At 43.3% G+C, this 19,313-nt stretch carries 16 protein-coding genes and 5 pseudogenes; 18 read left to right on the top strand and 3 right to left on the bottom strand.

What is annotated here, in order from left to right:
• Positions 1 to 16 precede the first annotated feature (16 nt).
• The 4 genes from CWM22_11780 (at position 17) to CWM22_11765 (ending at position 5,831) form a co-directional block, all read left to right on the top strand.
• A complete protein-coding gene (locus CWM22_11780; protein AUC92522.1) occupies positions 17 to 2,071 on the top strand; it encodes a peptide ABC transporter permease in 2,055 nt (684 codons plus the stop codon).
• Between the two features lie 9 nt (positions 2,072 to 2,080).
• Positions 2,081 to 2,452 carry a hypothetical protein gene (locus tag CWM22_11775; protein ID AUC92521.1) on the top strand — a complete coding sequence of 124 codons (372 nt, stop codon included), beginning with the start codon at positions 2,081 to 2,083 and terminating at the stop codon, positions 2,450 to 2,452.
• A 155-nt stretch (positions 2,453 to 2,607) separates the two neighbouring features.
• Entirely contained in the window at positions 2,608 to 3,492 is an 885-nt protein-coding gene (locus CWM22_11770) for an ABC transporter ATP-binding protein (protein ID AUC92520.1), read from the top strand.
• Positions 3,489 to 5,831, top strand: coding sequence for a hypothetical protein (locus CWM22_11765; GenBank protein ID AUC92519.1), 2,343 nt, complete (start codon positions 3,489 to 3,491; stop codon positions 5,829 to 5,831). Before CWM22_11770 ends, CWM22_11765 begins: the two co-directional genes overlap by 4 nt.
• A 47-nt stretch (positions 5,832 to 5,878) precedes the next feature.
• Here the strand turns inward: CWM22_11765 and CWM22_11760 are convergent, their stop codons facing one another.
• Positions 5,879 to 6,493, bottom strand: a complete 615-nt coding sequence (locus CWM22_11760; GenBank protein AUC92518.1) for a peptide deformylase — start codon at positions 6,491 to 6,493, stop codon at positions 5,879 to 5,881.
• 129 nt (positions 6,494 to 6,622) lie between these two features.
• Here CWM22_11760 and CWM22_11755 point away from each other — a divergent pair, with 129 nt between their 5' ends.
• From CWM22_11755 to CWM22_11735, 5 genes and pseudogenes are all read left to right on the top strand, one after another.
• On the top strand, positions 6,623 to 7,786 hold the full coding sequence (locus tag CWM22_11755; protein ID AUC92517.1) for an MFS transporter: 1,164 nt from the start codon (positions 6,623 to 6,625) through the stop codon (positions 7,784 to 7,786).
• Between the two features lie 37 nt (positions 7,787 to 7,823).
• Positions 7,824 to 7,994, top strand: a pseudogene (locus CWM22_11750) (acetyltransferase).
• Positions 7,995 to 8,000: 6 nt separating this feature from the next.
• Positions 8,001 to 8,450 carry an N-acetyltransferase gene (locus tag CWM22_11745; GenBank protein ID AUC92900.1) on the top strand — a complete coding sequence of 150 codons (450 nt, stop codon included), beginning with the start codon at positions 8,001 to 8,003 and terminating at the stop codon, positions 8,448 to 8,450.
• On the top strand, positions 8,441 to 9,169 hold the full coding sequence (locus CWM22_11740; protein ID AUC92516.1) for an rRNA pseudouridine synthase: 729 nt from the start codon (positions 8,441 to 8,443) through the stop codon (positions 9,167 to 9,169). Before CWM22_11745 ends, CWM22_11740 begins: the two co-directional genes overlap by 10 nt.
• A gap of 25 nt (positions 9,170 to 9,194) precedes the next feature.
• Positions 9,195 to 9,293 (top strand): annotated as a pseudogene (locus CWM22_11735) (PTS cellbiose transporter subunit IIC).
• Between the two features lie 21 nt (positions 9,294 to 9,314).
• Here CWM22_11735 and CWM22_11730 read toward each other — a convergent pair.
• Positions 9,315 to 9,778: pseudogene (locus CWM22_11730) on the bottom strand (IS200/IS605 family transposase).
• Positions 9,779 to 9,974: 196 nt separating this feature from the next.
• Positions 9,975 to 10,556: a xanthine phosphoribosyltransferase gene (locus CWM22_11725; GenBank protein ID AUC92515.1), complete on the bottom strand. Its 582-nt coding sequence runs from the start codon at positions 10,554 to 10,556 to the stop codon at positions 9,975 to 9,977.
• Positions 10,557 to 10,773: 217 nt separating this feature from the next.
• Here CWM22_11725 and CWM22_11720 point away from each other — a divergent pair, with 217 nt between their 5' ends.
• The 9 genes and pseudogenes from CWM22_11720 to cysE all read left to right on the top strand — a co-directional run bounded on the left by CWM22_11720 (position 10,774) and on the right by cysE (position 19,272).
• Positions 10,774 to 12,084 carry a purine permease gene (locus CWM22_11720; protein ID AUC92514.1) on the top strand — a complete coding sequence of 437 codons (1,311 nt, stop codon included), beginning with the start codon at positions 10,774 to 10,776 and terminating at the stop codon, positions 12,082 to 12,084.
• A gap of 669 nt (positions 12,085 to 12,753) precedes the next feature.
• Positions 12,754 to 13,263, top strand: coding sequence for a hypothetical protein (locus tag CWM22_11715; GenBank protein ID AUC92513.1), 510 nt, complete (start codon positions 12,754 to 12,756; stop codon positions 13,261 to 13,263).
• A gap of 140 nt (positions 13,264 to 13,403) precedes the next feature.
• A complete protein-coding gene (locus CWM22_11710; protein ID AUC92512.1) occupies positions 13,404 to 13,622 on the top strand; it encodes a transcriptional regulator in 219 nt (72 codons plus the stop codon).
• A 385-nt stretch (positions 13,623 to 14,007) separates the two neighbouring features.
• Positions 14,008 to 14,189: pseudogene (locus CWM22_11705) on the top strand (hypothetical protein).
• 106 nt (positions 14,190 to 14,295) lie between these two features.
• Positions 14,296 to 15,573 (top strand): uracil permease, encoded by a 1,278-nt coding sequence (locus CWM22_11700; protein AUC92511.1) that lies wholly within the window; start codon positions 14,296 to 14,298, stop codon positions 15,571 to 15,573.
• 203 nt (positions 15,574 to 15,776) lie between these two features.
• Entirely contained in the window at positions 15,777 to 16,046 is a 270-nt protein-coding gene (locus CWM22_11695; protein ID AUC92510.1) for a 30S ribosomal protein S15, read from the top strand.
• 237 nt (positions 16,047 to 16,283) lie between these two features.
• Positions 16,284 to 16,379, top strand: a pseudogene (locus CWM22_11690) (polyamine oxidase).
• A gap of 2 nt (positions 16,380 to 16,381) precedes the next feature.
• On the top strand, positions 16,382 to 18,601 hold the full coding sequence (gene pnp, locus CWM22_11685; protein AUC92509.1) for a polyribonucleotide nucleotidyltransferase: 2,220 nt from the start codon (positions 16,382 to 16,384) through the stop codon (positions 18,599 to 18,601).
• Between the two features lie 53 nt (positions 18,602 to 18,654).
• On the top strand, positions 18,655 to 19,272 hold the full coding sequence (cysE, locus tag CWM22_11680; GenBank protein ID AUC92508.1) for a serine O-acetyltransferase: 618 nt from the start codon (positions 18,655 to 18,657) through the stop codon (positions 19,270 to 19,272).
• Positions 19,273 to 19,313 lie beyond the last annotated feature (41 nt).

The raw sequence follows: 19,313 nt of genomic DNA, 5'->3' as shown, positions 1-19,313 counted from the left end.
ATAAGAGAGGAAACCTATGTTAGAGATTGATGGAATTATTCTTAGATATGGTTCTAGAATCCTGTTAAATGAGACTTCTTTACAGTTTAAGAGAGGAAACGTATATACGATTTCAGGCCCTTCAGGTATTGGAAAGTCGTCATTACTAAACAAAATTGGTCTAATAGCAACTGATTTAGGAGATATGAGTTATTCTTACGATGGTCATCCGCTTAACTTGACTGATGGGGAAGCAGTTTCAAATTTCATTGCCCAACATATTGGATTTATTTTCCAAGAAAAGAATTTAATAAGGCAGTTCAGTGTTTATGATAATTTAGCATTGTTAGTCAAGAGTCAAAGTGAAGCTGATGACTTAGATGACAGAGTGGATGAGTGTTTAAAAAAATTAGGTTTATTAGATAAAAAATACACTTTCCCTTATGATTTATCAGGTGGCGAGGAACAAAGAGTTGCCATCGCTAGAGCTATTGTTACAGATAAAGATATTATTTTAGCAGATGAACCCACAAATTCGCTTGACAAGGAGAATAGAGAGAAGATTACGAATCTTTTAGTAGAATTGGCACATCATTATCAGAAAATAGTCATTATTGTTTCTCATGATGATGAAGTGATAAAATACGGAGATGTTCATATTAGATTTTTAGATCAAAGAATTGAACAGGAAGAAAAAAATACATTTAAAAAAGAGGGAGCCAGAGATATCTACAATCTTTCGATCAAACAAAAAATTGATTTACCAAAGAGAAAATTCCCTATTTCCAAAATTGTGACAGGCTTACTTATTTTCTTTGTTGCCCTGAGTAGTATGATGTTTAATATTACTGGTTTATTTCAGTCTCACTATCAGCAATTATTGGATAATTCTTTAGAAAATGGATTTTTAGTCATGAATGACAACTTGGGGATTAAGGGGAAACAAGTTTATGATGATTTCTTGTCATTTACGACTGATGAGGTGGAATTTTTAGCGGATTCAGTGGCTATTTTGAATGTCACCCCGTACTTAGAATTTCCTTATCAAGGATTGACTTTTGAAAATCCTGAACAATCAACTCAGCAAATCAATCCTGAAATAACTCTTAATGGAAAAACGATTACTTTGTCTTCTCCGTACAGCATACAGCCACTATTTCAAACGAATATGACCGAGAGAAATATCGAGTATATTGATAGAGCTACGAAACAAGGATTGATTGTATCTGAAAGTTTTATTGCAACGCAAAACTTATCTTCAGAGTTGGGAACTTTTCCAAGAATAACATTAGATTATTATGTACCAGTAGCTCTTTATGAAGGGGAAATGACCACTGATACAGGGGAAATCCTAGATAGTGACGGCAACATCTACGTTAAACAGAGAAGAGAGTTCAAAATAATTGGGATATTAAAAAATTCCTACCCTTTCCAATATTCAATTTATGGCAATAGTTTCTTCATGATGGCTGATGAAATGCTACATTTGCAGCAGGAATTACAACAGGACGAGGAACTTCCAGAAGTATTAGGAGGGCTATCGGTCTCTAGTTGGCAATCAAGTGCCTATCATATAAAAATAAAAAATAGCACAGCTGTTTCTGAGGAAATAGACCGCATTAAACAACTTCCTAGTGTAACAATTGTTTCCTCGGCAGAAGATTATCAGAGTCTGAAAGATATCCTAGCTTATGTCAGAAAAGTATCGACATATATAGGTCTAGTCATCCTGTTGCTTATGGGGTTATGTTTATTTTTCGTTTTTTTCCAAGTGAGTAATACTCGTAAAGAAGAAGTAGGTATATTGAAAGCGATTGGGTTTAATAGTAAGGCAGTCAGACGTTTTTATTATAGAGAGTTGGTCCAATATGCTATATCGGTCGGTTCAATGGCTTTATTAGTATCATTTTTATTAGTGGTTCTGCTAGCTTTTTCGTTAGATTTAGACATAAGGGATATTGTGAGAGTTATGATTTTAAATGTGATTACTTTACCTCTAGTTAGCTTTGGTGTGATTGTCACAAGTGGACTATTACCGATTTACAAGGCATGTCAAAAATCCCCAGTAGATTGTATTAGATTGAATAGGTAGGTGTTTCTAATGAAAAAATTTTCTCTAAAAGCAATTTTGATAACTTTACTGGTTATCTGTTTTCAGGCTCAGCCTGTTTCAGCGGGCTATGTAAATGCAACACGACATATAAATGGTCATTCTCTAGCGGGGTTACACGTTCTTAATGTAACTTTCCATGCTTCTGGATACTCTAATCCTACATCTGGGAGTGTAACGAATATGTATTTTACTGATTGGGCATGGTTTCCAAATACTATTTCTGACAGAAAAACTTGGACAAGTTCTATTCCTTATGGACAGAGAGCTAATGGTTCGGTATTAATTGGTGTAGGAGTAAATTCTCCTTGGGGAGCTGTCAATCTATTTGGAGGTCAAAAATATTTATCAATTGATTTTTAAGAAAAATTAATTAAATATTTTATGTGTTGTAATATTGGGGTAAAGTATTATTAAGTGGAGAGACACTTTCTTTCCACTTTTTGTTGTTCTGGATACTTTTATTTAATATTATTATATTAAACAAAACCTGCCATTTCCCAAAGAAAGGAGTTTCTATGCTAAAAGTAGTTGATGTCTGCAAGCGATACGGTGCCCACCAGGTCTTGTCCTACGTGTCCTTTGAGCTACAAGCGGGGGACTTGGTTGCCCTAGTCGGTCCCAATGGTGTGGGAAAATCCACCCTCCTGAATATCATCAGCAACACAGAAACCGCTGACCGTGGGTCGGTAACCATCAATGGTCGTCCTAATAGTGACCGAGCGATTTTTCAGGATATGTCTGTCATGTTGGATGCCCAAGCCCTTTATCCACAGTTGACGGGTTACGACCATCTGACCTATGTGGCTGCCACCCACAAGCTGGGGAAAAAGGAAGTGGATGCGTTAGTGGAAGAATTGGGGATGGGCTACTATGTCAAAAAGCGGGTGGCTGGCTATTCCATGGGTATGAAGCAGAAGCTGCTCTTTGCCATGGCTGTCCTTCCCAAGCCCAAGCTCTTGTTGCTGGATGAACCCCATATCGGCTTGGATCCGACCAATATTATTCAACAGCGGGAATTTCTTCTAAACCTACAAGCAGAAGGTGTTGCCATTTTGCTTTCTTCCCACCATTTGTCGGAGATTGAGAAGCTGACTAATCAGGTTTATTTCCTCAAGTCCAGCAAGTTGATTGCCACAGAAGTGGAGTTGACGGCGGATTATGATTACCATCTTGCTGTGGAAAACTCCAAGCAGGTTCAGGAATTTTTACGGGATTATCCTCAACTCTTGTGGAAAAAGGCAGAGCAGGGTCTGGTGGAAATCTTCTTGCCTGAGAGAGATTTACTAGACTGTCTGGATCGTATTCCAATCCAGCAGGTGGCGGGCCTTACAAAAGCCAGCGACTATATGGAATCCCTCTACCGTGATCTCTACGTGGAGGAAGGTGGTGAGGGGACATGAGGCTGAACTTTGAAATCAAGAAAATCCTCTGGTCGCCTCTCTACTGCCTGCTCTTGCTGGGTTTTCTAGGTCTGGCCTACCTTCCTATTTCTCAGCGCCAAGTCCACCAAGCGACCTATGTGGAAACCTATAAAAAAGAACTGAGTGAATTGGCCAGTGTCTTGGCAGAGATAAAAATTGAGGAGGGCACAGAAGAAGCACCGCGGATGCTGGGCTTGAAATCCGATATAGAAAGTGTCGGTCAGGCCTTAGATGAGGGGAAGTTTGAAGCTATCCCCAACTACCGCAAACTCATGTATCAAGACCTGGATTATTTTATCAGCCGCAATCGACAGCTTTTTCAAACTCGGAATTCCTTGACACAAACGGAAGTCGAACGTTTGGCCAGATGGAATGACTGGCTGATTGAGTATCAAGTGCCTGATGGTCCTGAAAACAAGGCTTGGTCAACAGGGCGTATTGTTCAAGCCTACTTAGAAAGTTTGTTTGGTTTTCTTCCTGTATTTTTGGTGCTTGGTTTTCTACTTGCCAATCAACTGTCAGAAAAGACACTGGCGCATCAAGTTTGGCAGTTGCGGCAGTGGGATAGTCTGAGTTTGCAGGGGATCAGGCGTTTGGTTGCCTCCATGCTATCGCTACTCTTTGCAGTTGGGCTGAGCTTGCTTTTTATCCTGGTCTATGATGGGCTGACAGGTCAGTTGGCTTTATCTAGTTTTCAAGCTCCTCTTGAGATTTTAGGTCAGAGTCAGTTGATAGGCTCTTGGCTTTACGGGCTTATCTTGCTTGGTTTTTGGCTGGTCTTGCTTCTAGCTGTTCGCCTACTTTTTGGATTTTTGGACCACTTGTTAGCCAGTCGGCTGACATTTGTGGTGACGGGGTTACTATTGGCTGTGGTTCTTTCCTATCAGGCTGGTGCAGTAGCTGGTTGGTCAGGTCAAGTTTTGCCTTTGTTAGCCTTTCCGAGTTTTTTAGACACAGGTGCATTTTCACAGGTCTTTGTAGCGGTGGATGTCTTCGTCTTGCTGACCATTGGGCTTTTCGTTGCTTATTATGTGCTGACAGAAAAGAAAAGGCTGGTCCTGACCGTGGGGCATCAGAAGGAGTTGGACACAGGGCGTTTGGACAAGGTTTGGTCTTTTGAAATACTCATCCTTAGTCGGCTCAAGACTTGGAAAGGGCTCGTCTTAGGAAACTTGCTCTTAGCTCTGCTATTTTCCCTACTGACGGGACTAGAAAAGCAAGAGGTTGCCCAGGAGGAGAGGGTTTCGATGGAGTTGGTTGCCCAGTCCTATGAGCAGGATGGGGTCTATGTGGAGAGTTTGCAGTCGGAAATCAACCGTCTGAGGCAGTTGGTCAAAGAGGACGCGAGCTATCAGGAGGAGTTGGAGCTGAGAGTGGAGCTTCTGCAGGAATACCATATCTATAAGGACCTCTATGTCAAGCAATGGCAGGTTTATCAGGAAAAACCTCAGGCACTGCCGGCCAGTCACCTTGCTATGCTGGGGGCAGAGCAGGTCTATTTATGGGCTAGAGAGGAAAGGGCTTTTGCCAATGGTGATATTGGGGTCAGCCAGACGGTAGATAATCTTCGCCGTTACCAGACCCGCAATCAGGTCAGTCAGTATTACTGGCAGCAGCTGATGGAGGCTGGGGTGCCAGCAACTAAGCGGGGCAAGGATGTCATTTTGACCAGCTTGGAAAATCGTTTTGACACCAATGATGCCTTGGTTCCAGTAGACGATCCCTCTTGGGACCGCTCCAGAGATTTGTCGGGTATCGGCAGCCTGCGCTCTCTTTTTGATGGTCCGACCTATTTGGTGGTGCTCTTGCTGGCGGTTTGGCTTGGCAGTCGGGGTAAGGCGGTAGAGGTTGCAGGGAAAAACTGGCGTCTCTATCAGACCCAGCCTGTGAATTTGCGCAAGGTTTTACTCACCAAGTGGTTGCTGGGACTGGGCCAGGCACTAGGATTTACAGTGCTCTTTCTAGTCAGTCTTTTCCTAGTCAATAGTCTGATCGGAGGAATTGGTTATCTGGAAGATGGCCTTGTCTTGCTTTCTCATTCGGAGAAGGGGATTTTTCTTGAACTCTTGAGGGGACAGGAACTCTGGGCTTGGTTCCTGCCAAATGCTCCTTATCTCTTGTGGATGGTGCTTGGCTTGCTTGTCTTGGAAATTGTGCTAGTCAGTCTCAATCATCTTTTGCAAGTTCGGTTTTCAAACCGCTTAGTGGTTTTCATCCTACTAGCTGGTTTGCTGGCTCTGCTGGACTATCTCCTCTTTCAAGACCTGATTTTGGATGGGCAGGAAATTTTTAGGCAGTTTGCTCTGCTATTTTCATAAAAAAAAAGAAAAACTGGCTGAAAATCAATTCAGTCAGTTTCTTATGTTTATTCAATTACCAACATGCCTTCTTTAACGGCAAATGGGTGTTCTGGGTCAATGCGGTCGTAGAACATGACACCGTTGAGGTGGTCGATTTCGTGTTGGACCACGATGGCATTAAAGCCTTTGAGTTTGATACGGTGTGTTTCTCCATTTTTGTCCATGTAGTCAACAGTCACGCGCGCATGGCGGACTACGTAACCTTGGACTTCGCGGTCAACGGATAGGCAGCCCTCGCCTCCTTCCATAGCCGCTTCTTGGACAGAATGTGCCACAATTTTAGGGTTGTACATGACCTCTTGGAGGGAGTAGGCTTGGGCAGGTGGATTGCCTTCCTCATCTTCTGGATTTGGGACTAAGACAGCAATGATGCGTTTGGAAACGTCAATCTGAGGTGCTGCTAGACCAACTCCGCCACGGAGTTTCATTTTTTCAGCCATGACAGGATCCTGCGAATGTTTGAGGAACTGCATCATTTTTTCGCCTAAAATAATTTCCTGATCAGATAGAGGAAATGCAACTTCTTCAGCGACCTGGCGTAGGGTTGGATGCCCTTCACGGATGATGTCATCCATGTCAATCAAATGGGCAGCTTTTGTCAATCGTTCAATAACAGACATGATTCTCTCCTTTGAATATAGTTAAGATAAGTATAGCATGAAATGGGAGAGAATAAAAGTCGGACTTTTCTATCCATTCGCTTTCAAATCTGTTATACTAGTAAAAGACGAACGTTGAAAGGGAGAAAAATGAAAAGAATTTTAGAAAAAGCCAGTTTGCTGGCCCTATCCACCATGCTGGTTTCGACATTTGCTGTCTCGCCAGCTATTCCACAGATGATTGAGCATTTTGCCCAGCAGGGAATTGCAGCGGCCCAGGTGGAAAACTTAATTACGGTGACCTCTTTTGCTATTATGGCTGCCCTCTTGATGAATGGCTTGGTTGTCCGTTTCTTGTCTGAACGAAAGATTATCATTGTAGGGCTCTTGTTGATGGCAATCGGTGGAGCTTTACCGGTGTTTCTAACCGCTTATCCTCTGATTTTATTGGCTCGTATCTTGCTTGGTTTGGGGATTGGTTTGATCAATGCGCGTGCTATTAATATCATCGGTAATTTTTTCACCGGTCAGGAACGGGTGCAGATGATGGGCTTGCGTGGTTCAGCAGAGGTTTTGGGAAGCGCAGGGCTTACCCTCCTTGTCGGTTGGTTGACCCAGTTTGGTTGGCAATCTGCCTTCTTGGTCTATCTTTTTGCCTTGGTCATCTTGGCTCTCTTCCTTCTCTTTGTTCCCAAGGAAGAATTGCTGGCTCGCATGGAGGTAAAGGTTGAGGAGAACGCGCCCAAGGTCAAACTGGGCAAGACCATGTGGATGATGGGGATTTACCTAGCCTTTCTAGCCTTCTTTGTTATCAATGTCAATACCTTCCTGACCATTCGTATCCCTCAGATTGTTTTAGCCAAGGGCATCGGCACTGCTCAGCAAGCCAGTCTCATTCTCAGTCTTATGCAGGTCATGGGGATTGTGGCAGGGACGGTCTTTAGTAGCCTGGTTGGTCGTTTGAAGGGCTGGCTTTTAGCGGTTTCCTACGTGGTCTTTGGACTCGCGGTTGTCGGCATTGCCTTTGCGGATAATCTCTGGGTGCTGGGACTCAGTGGCATGGTGTCAGGATTTTTCTACAGCATCATTCTAACCATTGTCTTTAGTCAGGTAACAGACCGAGCGCCGAAGGCCTTGCTAAATGCAGTCATGACAATCGTCCTTATGGGCTGCAATATCGGCGGAGCCACATCTGCCATCTTGCCGACTTATCTGGAAAAACTCAACCCAACCCCAACAGGAGCCTTTGGCATTTACGCCATCGGCTGTGCCTTGATAAGCGCAGGCTTGATTTATAAACAACTGAAGAAGTAGGAGCGGATTTCCGCTCTTTTTTTGGTATAATATTCTTATGTTAGAAAACAACCGCTTAAATGAATTAATACTTCGCTTTCCCGAGGATGTTCAGTTGATTTTTAAGGACATGATTCCCTCCTATCAGTTGGGCTATGCGGATTATGTCTATCAGACAGATCATTACGCCACCCAAAACCGGCGGATTAAAAATTTGGCAAAAAATTTCCGAAGAATGGATTATTTTTACATCATGCCCTTACCCCAGGATCTGGCATTGGAAATTGCTAATCAATGGCGCTATCAACCACCTTTGGATGCCTATACGATTAGTGCAAACCCCAAGATTTATGCTGAGATGATTTCACCAGAGGCGCGTGGGGATCGCTTTTTTGCAGTCATCCGCAATGCCGCCCTCATGGGCTATTTCTGTCTTGACCAAGATGGCGAGGCCGTTGACATTCATTTAGGCATGAAACCGTCTTTGACAGGTCAGGGAAATGGCAGAGCTTTCTACCAGACTATTGAAGACTACATAGTGGAACATGTTCAGCCAGCTAGTATCAAACTGACAGTTGCCACCTTTCATCAAGCAGCTCAAACCCTCTTTCATGCTCTTGGATTTACAGAAAGAGAAAAGCAAGCAGAATATATCAAAATGGAAAAGAAACTCGTATGCGATTAGATAAATTTTTAGTGGATTGCGGTGTTGGCAGTCGGACAGAAGTTAAGAAACTCCTGAAAAACAAGCAAGTCACAGTCAACGATCAAGTAGAGACGTCCCCAAAGCAACAGATTGACGAAAAGACGGACCAGATTGCAGTAGCAGGCCAGGTCTTGAGCCATGAGACATTTGTTTATTATGTATTGAACAAACCCAAAGGAGTTATTTCAGCAACCGAGGATGACCGTCATCGGACTGTCTTGGACCTGCTAGATGATACAGCTCGCCAGAAGGAAGTCTTTCCAGTTGGACGCTTGGACATCGATACCCATGGCTTGCTCCTCTTGACCAACAACGGTCAGCTGGCTCATGCCATGCTTTCTCCGAAAAAACATGTTGATAAACTCTACCGTGCCCAGGTTGACGGGATCATGACCCAAGAGGATGCCGAACGATTTGCGGCAGGAATGGAGCTGAAAGACTTTACCTGTCAGCCAGCCCAGTTGACCATCCTCTCTACAGATGAAGCTAAGCAGACCTCGCTCGTTGATATCACCATCCGAGAAGGGAAATTTCACCAGGTCAAACGCATGGTGCAGGCCTGTGGAAAGACGGTGACAGACTTGCAACGACTATCAATGGGGCTCTTGGTATTGGACGACAGCTTAGCTTTGGGGGAATACCGCAGGTTGACTGCTGCCGAATTAAAGCAATTAGAAGTCTTTGGGGTGGAATTATAGATAATCATGACCACCCGTCAAACGGGTGGTTTGAACAAGGGCTATAAGCCCACATCACCAGCCAGCGCCTAAAGACGCTGGCTTTCACTTTGTTCAAGCCTCACTGCTTTTGACTCGTCACTAGCCTCTTAAAGAGGCATTCGTACTACTTGCCATTATCCCTAAAGGGATCTTCATACTCTTTTACACTTAACTTATCAAGTGCTATATCATGTTTTTCCTGTTCTTGTATATATTTCTTAATTGTGGCTTCATTAAGTCCAACCGTACTTACATAATATCCCTCTGCCCAGAAATGACGATTACCAAATTTATAGGGAGATTGGCGTGTTTATCAAACATCATAAGAGCACTCTTGCCTTTTAAATAGCCCATAAAACTTGATACACTTAGCCTTGGAGGAATACTGACTAACATGTGAACATGGTCTGGCATCATGTGTCCCTCAATGATTTCCACGCCTTTGTATTGACATAGATGACGGAAAATATCAATTAAGTCCTGTCTAATTTTGTAGTAAATGGATTTTCTTCGGTACTTAGGTGTGAAAACTATGTGATATTTGCACATCCATTTGGTATGTGATAAACTGTAACTGGTTTTAGCCATGCTAAACTAGTCCACTGGACTAGTTTACTCCTCCTTATCTAACCTGAACAATTAGATTATAACAGGAAAAAGAAATGGAGGCTCAAAGCCTTGGCAGCCACCAGCATAGCTGGTGGTTTTCTTGTTTTTCTCTACGAGAAAAACTGGCTCGAAGCCATAATAGAAGAGACTTGCTCCCGATTGGAAGCAAGTCCTTTTAAATATCCGCAGCTGCAAAAACAACCTGTCCATCTTGAAATTTTTCAATACGAGCGAGTGAAGTAACAGGGACACCTGCATCCAGTAAGAGTTGGCGACCGTCTTGGAAGGATTTTTCGATGATGATACCAACCCCAGCCACTTGCGCTCCAGCCTGTTGGATAATGTCAATCAAGCCTTTTGCTGCTTGTCCATTGGCCAAAAAGTCATCAACGATTAGAACACGGTCCTCAGGTGACAAAAACTTGCTAGCAATAGAAACGGTGCTAGTAACTTGCTTGGTGAATGAGTAGACTTCAGATGTCAAAATGCCTTCGGTCATAGTAATATTTTTATGCTTTTTAGCAAAAATCATTGGCACATCTAGGCTTTCTGCAACATAGACGGCTGGTACAATACCAGAGGCTTCGATTGTGACAACCTTAGTAATTTCTTTAGAGCGATAGGCATCTGCCAAGACCTGCCCCATTTCTTTCATCAAGCGAAAATCAACTTGATGGGTCAAAAATGAGTCAACTTTTAAGATATTTTCTCCTAATACCTGACCATCTTTTAAAATGCGTTCTTCCAAAGCTTTCATGCTTATCTTCTCCTCCAAATGATACTTTTGTGTATTATAGCATTTTTTTGCCAAAATCAAAACAATAAGCGAATTTTAATGTTAAAACATTGTATATAAGAAGAGGAAACAAGATGTAAATACGAACGTTTTAGAAAATATTAGTTAAAATGTATTGAACTTGTTCATATTTTCTGATAGACTAATACCATTATTTAGGAATAAAGAAGGAGAAATCATGTCTCAGGAAACAACAAATGAACATTCTTCAGAAATGCTCTATGGAATTGATGAACAACCACCAAAAGGGATGGCTGTTTTGCTTGCTTTTCAGCATATTTTAGCAGCTTTTGCAGGAATCATCGCAGTTCCTCTAGTCGTTGCAAGTGCCTTAGGATTGTCAGTCGAAGATACTTCAATTATGGTATCAGCCTCTATCTTTGTTGCTGGTATTGCTACCATTTTGCAATCTAAAGGTGTTGGGCCAGTAGGTTCACGTGTCTCTGGTATGATGGGGACGGACTTTACCTTTGCCAATCCAGCTATCAGTGTTGGTAGCCAGCTCGGGATTGCAGGTATTGTAGGAGCAACCATTGCTGGTTCATTTGTAGAGATTGCTCTCAGTCGTTTTGTCAAACCCTTGATGCGCTTCTTTCCGCCATTGATTACAGGGACTGTTGTATCTCTCATCGGTATTACCCTGATGCCAGTAAGTATGGACTGGGCAGCTGGTGGAGCTGGCGCTTCAGACTATGCTTCAGTTGAAAATATCAGTATTGCCTTTATCGTCTTGGTCTTTACTCTGGCATTAAATCATTATGGTAAAGGAATGCTGAAAACAGCCTCTGTCTTCTTTGGGATGGTTTTTGGATATGTCCTCTGTATTCTGCTTGGAAAAGTAGATATGTCTGCTGTTGGAGAAGCAGCCTGGTTTGCTCTTCCTAAAATTTTCCATTATGGTGTAAAATTTGACCTATCTTCTATTCTAGCCTTCATTCCAGCCTATGTCGTATCTTTGATTGGTACGGTGGGAATTATGATGGCCATTGGAGAAGCTTCAAATCAAAAGATTTCTTCTGAGCGGGCAGCAAATGGTGTTCTGGCAGATGGTGTTGGTTCCTTGATTGCAGGTGTTTTTGGTGCTGGTCCAAATACAGCCTTCTCACAAAACGTTGGCCTCATTACTTTGACAAAAGTTGCTAGTCGTCATGTCATGATTTTAGCAGGTATTATCTTGGCTCTACTTGGTGTCTTTCCAAAATTATCAGCCTTGATTTCCATCATGCCTCAGCCTGTTCTTGGTGGTGTTGGGATTATCATGTTCGGTTTGGTTGCAGCCCAAGGGATTAAGACTCTTGCAACTGTAAAAATTGGGGATCGTGAGCTCTTGATTATTTCCATTGCCTTTGCGCTGGGGATTGGAGTGACCGTTCGTCCAGAATTATTGAGTCATCTTCCATCAGCTCTTCAAATGGTCTTCTCATCAGGTATTTCAACAGGGACCCTGGCTGCCTTGGTGTTAAATCTGGTGTTAAAAGAGGAAAAATAAGATTTATTTTATTAGTTTGCTTAGATGAAAAGAGAAGGCTGGGCAAAAAGCCCAGGACCACTACTCAGAGTTCGTGTCAACATCTCAGCGCAGTGGTTGATTGGCAGATTTGTTCGTGTTTTGCACTCCAAATCTGGCCATTACGACTGTTGCGAACAAAGTTCGCTCTATTTCCAACCTCAAAAGGTTCAGTGAACCTTTTGAGCTGTGCGGGGGTGGGAGTGAAACAGTCTGGGGATAGACTGTTTCAGATCAACAACTGGAAATAAGGACTTGTTGACGAACTCTTTTTATCTTGGTCGAGTTCTTTCCCACTCCCCTTTTTGGGGTAAGTAAAAAATGCTAAGGGTGTACAGTTGTCGTATCTGAAATTCTAGCCCCTGCTTGACCGTACTTGGTATAACATATTACAATATATATAAGAACCTGTGTTCACCGTTCATCGCTTCCATTGGAGTGTTTGAAGGTGGAGATAAGGAAAGGAGATTCCTGACAAATTAGGTGGTAGGCGAAAACTGCCACAGGAGCTTTTTACTCGTCGAAGCAATAAAGTGAAACTAGTCAAGTATTCCTTCAAAAAATTGCCTTGATGAGCAAAAACGATTTCTTGCATAAGAACACTTTGTTTATGAATATAGGTTCTAAGATTTGTCCAAGAGAGGTTATTATATGTTGAAATATATCCGTGCCCTTCCCCTTGTTATAGTAGCGGGAGCGGTTGTTTACTTTACTATTTTTATCTGTATTGATAATGGTGATTGGACCTATGTTGTGACTAGAGCGCTAGGGCTTAAGGAAGAACATGCCAATAATGTTTCTTTGATTGTAATTGGTGCCCAATCACTTTTTCTGACTTCGGATTGGTTTTACAAGCGGATTCGTGCCTTTCTCAATCGTCGTTTGGAAAAGGCCAAAGGGCTTAATCGGCAGATTTATCTGGGCTATAAGGCAGGGATTGAGTTTTTGATGGCGTTACCCAAACGAACTATTTTATTCACATTCTATCTACTTTTAGTAGTTGCTGAAAGTGTTGGTCTGATTGAAAAAGCCAAGGACTATGCTGCGGTAATCATCTTCATAATTGCTGTTGACCGCGTGACCAAAATCTGGCCGGAGGAAAAGCGGAGGATGATTGAGTTTAGCCAGAAGATTAAGAAACGGATTAAGAGTGTGGGATAAGTCAAGATTAAATATTTTAAGAAGGCAGGACTGTCTTCTTTTTTGTTAAAAAACCAAACAAAATGTAAGGTATATATTGCAAAATAGAAAATATAGTGTATAATATAACTATAAAAATACGCAAGGAGGACGGCTATGATATGAAGAACATACGGCTTAAGCTGGCTCGTGTAGAAAAAGACATGACCCAAGGGGACTTGGCAGAGGCTATCGGAGTGACCCGCCAGACCATCGGTCTGATTGAGGCGGGGAAATACAATCCCAGTCTTAGTCTTTGTCTATCGATTTGCCATTGTTTAGGGAAAAGTTTAGATCAATTATTTTGGGAGGAACCAACTAATGAAAAAAATTGTGACTGATGAACGTGTGCGACAAGAAGAAAACCAAGTCTTTGCCTGGGTGGGCAGGACCATGAATATTCTTTTGCCTCTCTCATTTCTCATCAAGCGCCTTGTCTTAAAATGGTCGTTTGATACCTATGTTTTTGAACTGCTTGCCATGTTGGTAGTTTCGGTCTATCTCTTTTACGGTTACTGGAAGAAGGGGATAGATATGGAACGGGGGCCTGCTTGGAAAGGTTACCTTTATCTAGGAGGGATAATTGGTGGCACAACAATTGTAATAGCTTGGACCAATTACCAGACCTATGGTCATCATTATACTGGTATTTGGGATGGACATTTTTGGGCAGTCGTTTTAATATTCTTTATTTCTATGACCTGTCTTGTTCTGTTATTGCTGAACATAGTATCTTGGGTAAATACCTACCGTCAGAAGCAGGTGGAAAAAGAGTTGGAAGAAGAGCTTGGATAGACAATTGAGTTCGCCTTTCCTGCTCTGCCATTTTCCTAAAAAATAAAAATTTACAAAATTCCTTGCAAAAAACTTCCTCTTTATGCTACAATACCAAAAGCGTAGGTTTTTAAACTCATCCCGTGAGGTGAGAAAGACAACAGGATAATTCATTAAGGGCCTATGACTATGTATATTTAGAAAGTCTGGGTCTTTTTGTGTACCCAGAATGGGAGATTTATGAGTACAAAAGCCAACCTTTTGTTTGATGTCCATGAGAAGCCAGCCCCGCTTCAAGGGATTTTGTTGAGTTTCCAGCACGTGTTCGCCATGTTCGGTGCGACGATTTTGGTGCCGCTGATTCTCGGTATGCCCGTGTCGGTTGCCCTCTTCGCATCAGGTGTCGGAACCTTGATTTACCAAGTGGCAACCCAGTTTAAAGTTCCAGTTTACTTGGGTTCATCCTTTGCCTACATTTCTGCTATGGCGCTTGCTATCAAGGAAATGGGTGGCGATGTGTCAGCTGCTCAGACAGGTATTCTCTTCGTCGGCTTGATTTACGTCTTGATTGCTGCACTTGTCAAAGTTATCGGTACTAAGTGGATCGACAGCCTCCTACCCCCAATCGTTATTGGCCCTATGATTGTTGTGATTGGTCTGGGTCTTGCCAACTCTGCCGTGACTTCAGCGGGCTTCGTCGCAGACGGCGACTGGAAAAATGTCGTCGTGGCGATTGCAACCTTCTTGATTGCGGCTTTTGTCAATACCAAAGGGAAAGGCTTCGCCAAGATTGTTCCTTTCTTGATTGCCATTATCGGTGGTTATGTGATTGCCATCTTCCTTGGCCTGGTTGACTTTACACCCGTTCTGGAAGCGGCTTGGTTTGAATTGCCAGGTTTCTACCTACCATTTGAAACAGGAACCTTCAAATCCTACAATTTCTACTTCGGTCCAGAAATGATTGCTATCTTACCAATTGCCGTTGTGACTATCGCAGAACACATCGGAGACCATACCGTTCTCAGCCAAATCTGTGGCCGCCAGTTCTTGAAAGACCCAGGCCTCAGTCGTACCTTGATTGGTGACGGTGTGGCGACTGCCGTATCTGCCTTTATAGGTGGACCTGCTAACACGACTTATGGTGAAAATACAGGGGTTATCGGTATGACCCGTATCGCATCAGTATCCGTTATCCGTAATGCAGCCCTGATTGCCATTGCCTTCTCATTCTTGGGTAAATTTACAGCCCTTATCTCTACTATTCCAAGTGCCGTTCTTGGTGGTATGTCTATCTTGCTTTACGGTGTTATCGCCTCAAACGGTTTGAAAGTTTTGATTGAACACCGTGTTGATTTTGGTCAAGTCCGCAACCTGATTATCGCAAGTTCTATGTTGGTCTTGGGTCTCGGTGGTGCAGTTCTTAACATCGGTGCCATCACCCTGTCAGGTACAGCCCTCTCAGCCATTGTAGGTATTATCCTCAATCTTATCTTGCCAAAAGCAGAAAAGGCTGAGTAAATGTGATATACAAGCAGAAAGTCAGCTTCGGCTGGCTTTTTTTGAAAATAGCAGAGCAGCTCAGCTATTTCTCAAATCAGTTGACAAAAGAGCTATTCCTTGATAGAATGGTTAAGGTCCAAAAGGACAAATCTAGCTTTTTCTTGGTTACAGGTCGCCAACCTGTCACTCGGATTAGGCTCAAAAACAAAGGAGAACATATCATGGCAATCTCAAAAGAGAAAAAAAATGAAATCATGGCACAATATGCTCGTCATGAAGGCGACACTGGTTCAGTTGAAGTTCAAGTAGCAGTACTTACTTGGGAGATCAACCACCTTAACGACCACATCAAACAACACAAAAAAGACCACGCAACTTACCGTGGTTTGATGAAAAAAATCGGTCGCCGTCGTAACTTGTTGGCCTACCTACGCCGCACAGACGTAAACCGTTACCGTGAATTGATTCACTCACTCGGACTCCGTCGTTAAGATAGGATATAAAAGCCGTCAAAAACGGCTGAAAAATAGGAAACTGCCATGTCTTCGGACCTTGGCAGTTTTTCTTATGTTCCATTATGGAAGTGTAGTGCTCTGAAAAGCTAGGTGTTCTTCGTTTGATTGAAGAGTCTTCGTTTCGATCAGTTGTTTTTATGGCAGGTTAGATTTTCCCTCAAATTCCTTCCTCAATTCCCCACATTTTCCGTCAAATATGATAAAATAAGGAGTATGCGTGGTTTTGTGCAAAAGAGAGTGAAACAATCTTGTTTGATTGTCTTTTGTAGAAAACACGCAAGAAAAATTTCAGAAAAAATAGGAGACAATTCATGTCAAAACAAGTATTTGAAACGGTTTTTGCTGGCAAAAAATTGGTCGTTGAAACAGGTCAAGTTGCCAAACAAGCCAATGGTGCGGTGGTCGTTCGCTATGGCGATTCAACAGTATTGACTGCGGCAGTTATGTCCAAGAAAATGGCGACGGGTGATTTCTTCCCCCTCCAAGTCAACTATGAAGAAAAAATGTACGCCGCTGGGAAATTCCCAGGTGGCTGGATGAAGCGTGAAGGTCGTCCGTCAACTGATGCGACTTTGACAGCTCGTTTGATTGACCGTCCAATCCGTCCAATGTTTGCGGAAGGCTTCCGAAATGAAGTCCAAGTCATCAACACAGTGCTTTCTTACGATCCAGATGCTTCTGCTCCAATGGCAGCAATGTTTGGTTCTTCATTGGCATTGGCAATCTCAGACATCCCATTCAACGGCCCAATCGCTGGTGTCCAGGTTGGTTATGTCAATGGTGAACTCATCATCAACCCTGATAAGGCTCAGATGGAAGTGTCTCTCCTAGACTTGACAGTTGCTGGTAACAAGGATGCCATCAACATGGTAGAGTCTGGTGCCAAAGAATTGTCAGAAGACATCATGTTGGAAGCACTCCTCAAAGGTCATGCGGCTATTCAAGAACTCCTTGACTTCCAAAATCAAATCGTAGCAGCAGTCGGCAAGGAAAAAGCAGATGTGGAGCTTCTTCAAGTGGACCCAGAATTGCAGGCTGAGATTGTCGCAGCTTATAATGATGATTTGAAAAAAGCGGTGCAGGTAGAAGAAAAATTAGCCCGTGAAGATGCGACCAATGCCGTTCGTGAGACCGTCATCGCAGCCTACGAAGAAAAATACGCTGAACACGAAGAATTCGACCGCATTATGCGGGATGTCCATGAAATCTTGGAACTCATGGAGCACGCAGAAGTTCGTCGTTTGATTACAGAAGATAAGGTCCGCCCAGACGGTCGTCGTGTGGATGAAATTCGTCCGCTGGACGCAGAAGTAGACTTCTTACCAAATGTTCATGGATCAGGTCTCTTTACCCGTGGTCAAACGCAAGCTCTTTCTGTCTTGACCTTGGCTCCAATGGGTGAAACCCAAATCATCGACGGATTGGACGACGAGTACAAGAAACGTTTCTTGCACCACTACAATTTCCCACAATATTCAGTTGGCTCAACTGGTCGTTACGGTGCCCCAGGTCGTCGTGAGATTGGTCACGGTGCCCTTGGTGAGCGTGCTCTCGAGCAAGTCTTGCCAAGCCTAGAAGACTTCCCTTACGCTATCCGCTTGGTAGCAGAAGTTTTGGAATCAAACGGTTCTTCATCACAGGCTTCTATCACAGCCGGTACCCTTGCCCTCATGGCAGGTGGTGTGCCAATCAAGGCACCAGTTGCAGGGATTGCTATGGGTCTGATTTCAGACGGTACCAACTACACCGTCTTGACCGATATTCAAGGTCTTGAGGACCACTTCGGCGACATGGACTTCAAGGTGGCTGGTACCCGTGATGGTATCACAGCTCTTCAAATGGACATCAAGATTGACGGTATCACACCGCAAATCTTGGAAGAAGCCTTGGCACAAGCTAAGAAGGCACGTTTTGAAATCCTCGATGTCATCGAAGCGACCATTCCAGAAGTTCGTCCTGACTTGGCACCAACTGCACCGAAGATTGACACTATCAAGATTGATGTGGACAAGATCAAGATTGTTATCGGTAAGGGTGGCGAAACCATCGATAAGATTATTGCAGAAACTGGCGTGAAAATCGATATCGACGAAGACGGTCTAGTGGCTATCTTCTCACCAGATCGCGATGCGATTGAACGGACCAAGGAAATCATAGCAGGTCTTGTTCGTGAAGCAAAAGTGGACGAAGTCTTCCAAGCAAAAGTGGTTCGTTTGGAGAAATTCGGTGCCTTTGTCAACCTCTTTGACAAGACAGATGCTCTGGTCCACGTTTCTGAAATGGCTTGGACCCGTGTCAATAAACCAGAAGATTTGGTTGAAATTGGCGATATGGTTGATGTCAAAGTTATCAAGATTGATGATAAAGGACGTATTGACGCTTCTATGAAGGCTCTTCTTCCAAAACCAGAAGGCTATGTGGAGCCAGAAAAACGCGAGCGTTCTGACAGACCACGCCGTCATAAAGACAACAAAGAGAAAAAAGATAACAACTTTGGTGAATTCAAATTCCACAAGGTTGAAAAGAAATAAGCTGAGTAGACAAGTTCGGTAGCGGGCTTGTCTTCTCGCTAGAAGGAGTGACTATGGGTTGGTGGAAGGACACCATTGAGATTGTAAAAGAAAAAGATCCGGCAGCACGGACGACCTTGGAAGTTCTTTTGACCTACCCAGGTGTCAAGGCCTTGGCTGCCCACCGTCTGTCCCATTGGATGTGGAAAAAAGGCTTTAAATTACTAGCTAGGATGCACAGCCAATTTTGGCGCTTTTGGACCAATATTGAAATTCATCCAGGTGCCGAGATTGCTTCGGGGGTCTTCATTGACCATGGAGCTGGTTTGGTTATTGGTGAGACAGCTATTATTGAGTCTGGTGTCATGCTTTACCACGGCGTAACGCTTGGTGGAACGGGTAAGGATTGTGGCAAACGCCACCCGACCGTACGAAAGGGTGCCCTTGTCTCTGCACACGCACAGGTTATTGGACCTGTTGAAATCGGGGAAAATGCTAAAGTGGGTGCAGCTGCCGTTGTCCTAGCCGATGTTCCAGCCGATGTGACAGTAGTCGGTATGCCAGCTAAAATTGTCCGTGTGCACGGTCAAAAAGATGAGAAGGTCATTCATGACATGGAAGGTGGCCGTGAACACTACACGACTAAGCTTGCGGAATTACGAGAAGCCAGCCACCATTCGTCGCATTTGTAGGAAAGCCTTCCTATGTGAGTAGTTATAGAGATAAGAGGTAA

This window comes from Streptococcus suis (genome assembly GCA_002831545.1).
Classification (GTDB): domain Bacteria; phylum Bacillota; class Bacilli; order Lactobacillales; family Streptococcaceae; genus Streptococcus; species Streptococcus suis_P.
This window is presented reverse-complemented; position numbering and strand designations above follow the sequence as displayed.

Excerpts from the sequence above, each read along its gene's own strand:
- CWM22_11775 (AUC92521.1), top strand. The coding sequence starts at position 2,081 with ATGAAAAAATTTTCTCTAAAAGCAATTTTGATAACTTTACTGGTTATC.
- cysE (AUC92508.1), top strand. The coding sequence starts at position 18,655 with ATGGGTTGGTGGAAGGACACCATTGAGATTGTAAAAGAAAAAGATCCG.
- CWM22_11755 (AUC92517.1), top strand. The coding sequence starts at position 6,623 with ATGAAAAGAATTTTAGAAAAAGCCAGTTTGCTGGCCCTATCCACCATG.
- CWM22_11720 (AUC92514.1), top strand. The coding sequence starts at position 10,774 with ATGTCTCAGGAAACAACAAATGAACATTCTTCAGAAATGCTCTATGGA.
- CWM22_11745 (AUC92900.1), top strand. The coding sequence starts at position 8,001 with ATGGATTATTTTTACATCATGCCCTTACCCCAGGATCTGGCATTGGAA.
- CWM22_11780 (AUC92522.1), top strand. The coding sequence starts at position 17 with ATGTTAGAGATTGATGGAATTATTCTTAGATATGGTTCTAGAATCCTG.
- CWM22_11710 (AUC92512.1), top strand. The coding sequence starts at position 13,404 with ATGAAGAACATACGGCTTAAGCTGGCTCGTGTAGAAAAAGACATGACC.
- CWM22_11760 (AUC92518.1), bottom strand. The coding sequence starts at position 6,493 with ATGTCTGTTATTGAACGATTGACAAAAGCTGCCCATTTGATTGACATG.
- CWM22_11725 (AUC92515.1), bottom strand. The coding sequence starts at position 10,556 with ATGAAAGCTTTGGAAGAACGCATTTTAAAAGATGGTCAGGTATTAGGA.
- pnp (AUC92509.1), top strand. The coding sequence starts at position 16,382 with ATGTCAAAACAAGTATTTGAAACGGTTTTTGCTGGCAAAAAATTGGTC.
- CWM22_11740 (AUC92516.1), top strand. The coding sequence starts at position 8,441 with ATGCGATTAGATAAATTTTTAGTGGATTGCGGTGTTGGCAGTCGGACA.
- CWM22_11770 (AUC92520.1), top strand. The coding sequence starts at position 2,608 with ATGCTAAAAGTAGTTGATGTCTGCAAGCGATACGGTGCCCACCAGGTC.
- CWM22_11695 (AUC92510.1), top strand. The coding sequence starts at position 15,777 with ATGGCAATCTCAAAAGAGAAAAAAAATGAAATCATGGCACAATATGCT.
- CWM22_11700 (AUC92511.1), top strand. The coding sequence starts at position 14,296 with ATGAGTACAAAAGCCAACCTTTTGTTTGATGTCCATGAGAAGCCAGCC.
- CWM22_11715 (AUC92513.1), top strand. The coding sequence starts at position 12,754 with ATGTTGAAATATATCCGTGCCCTTCCCCTTGTTATAGTAGCGGGAGCG.
- CWM22_11765 (AUC92519.1), top strand. The coding sequence starts at position 3,489 with ATGAGGCTGAACTTTGAAATCAAGAAAATCCTCTGGTCGCCTCTCTAC.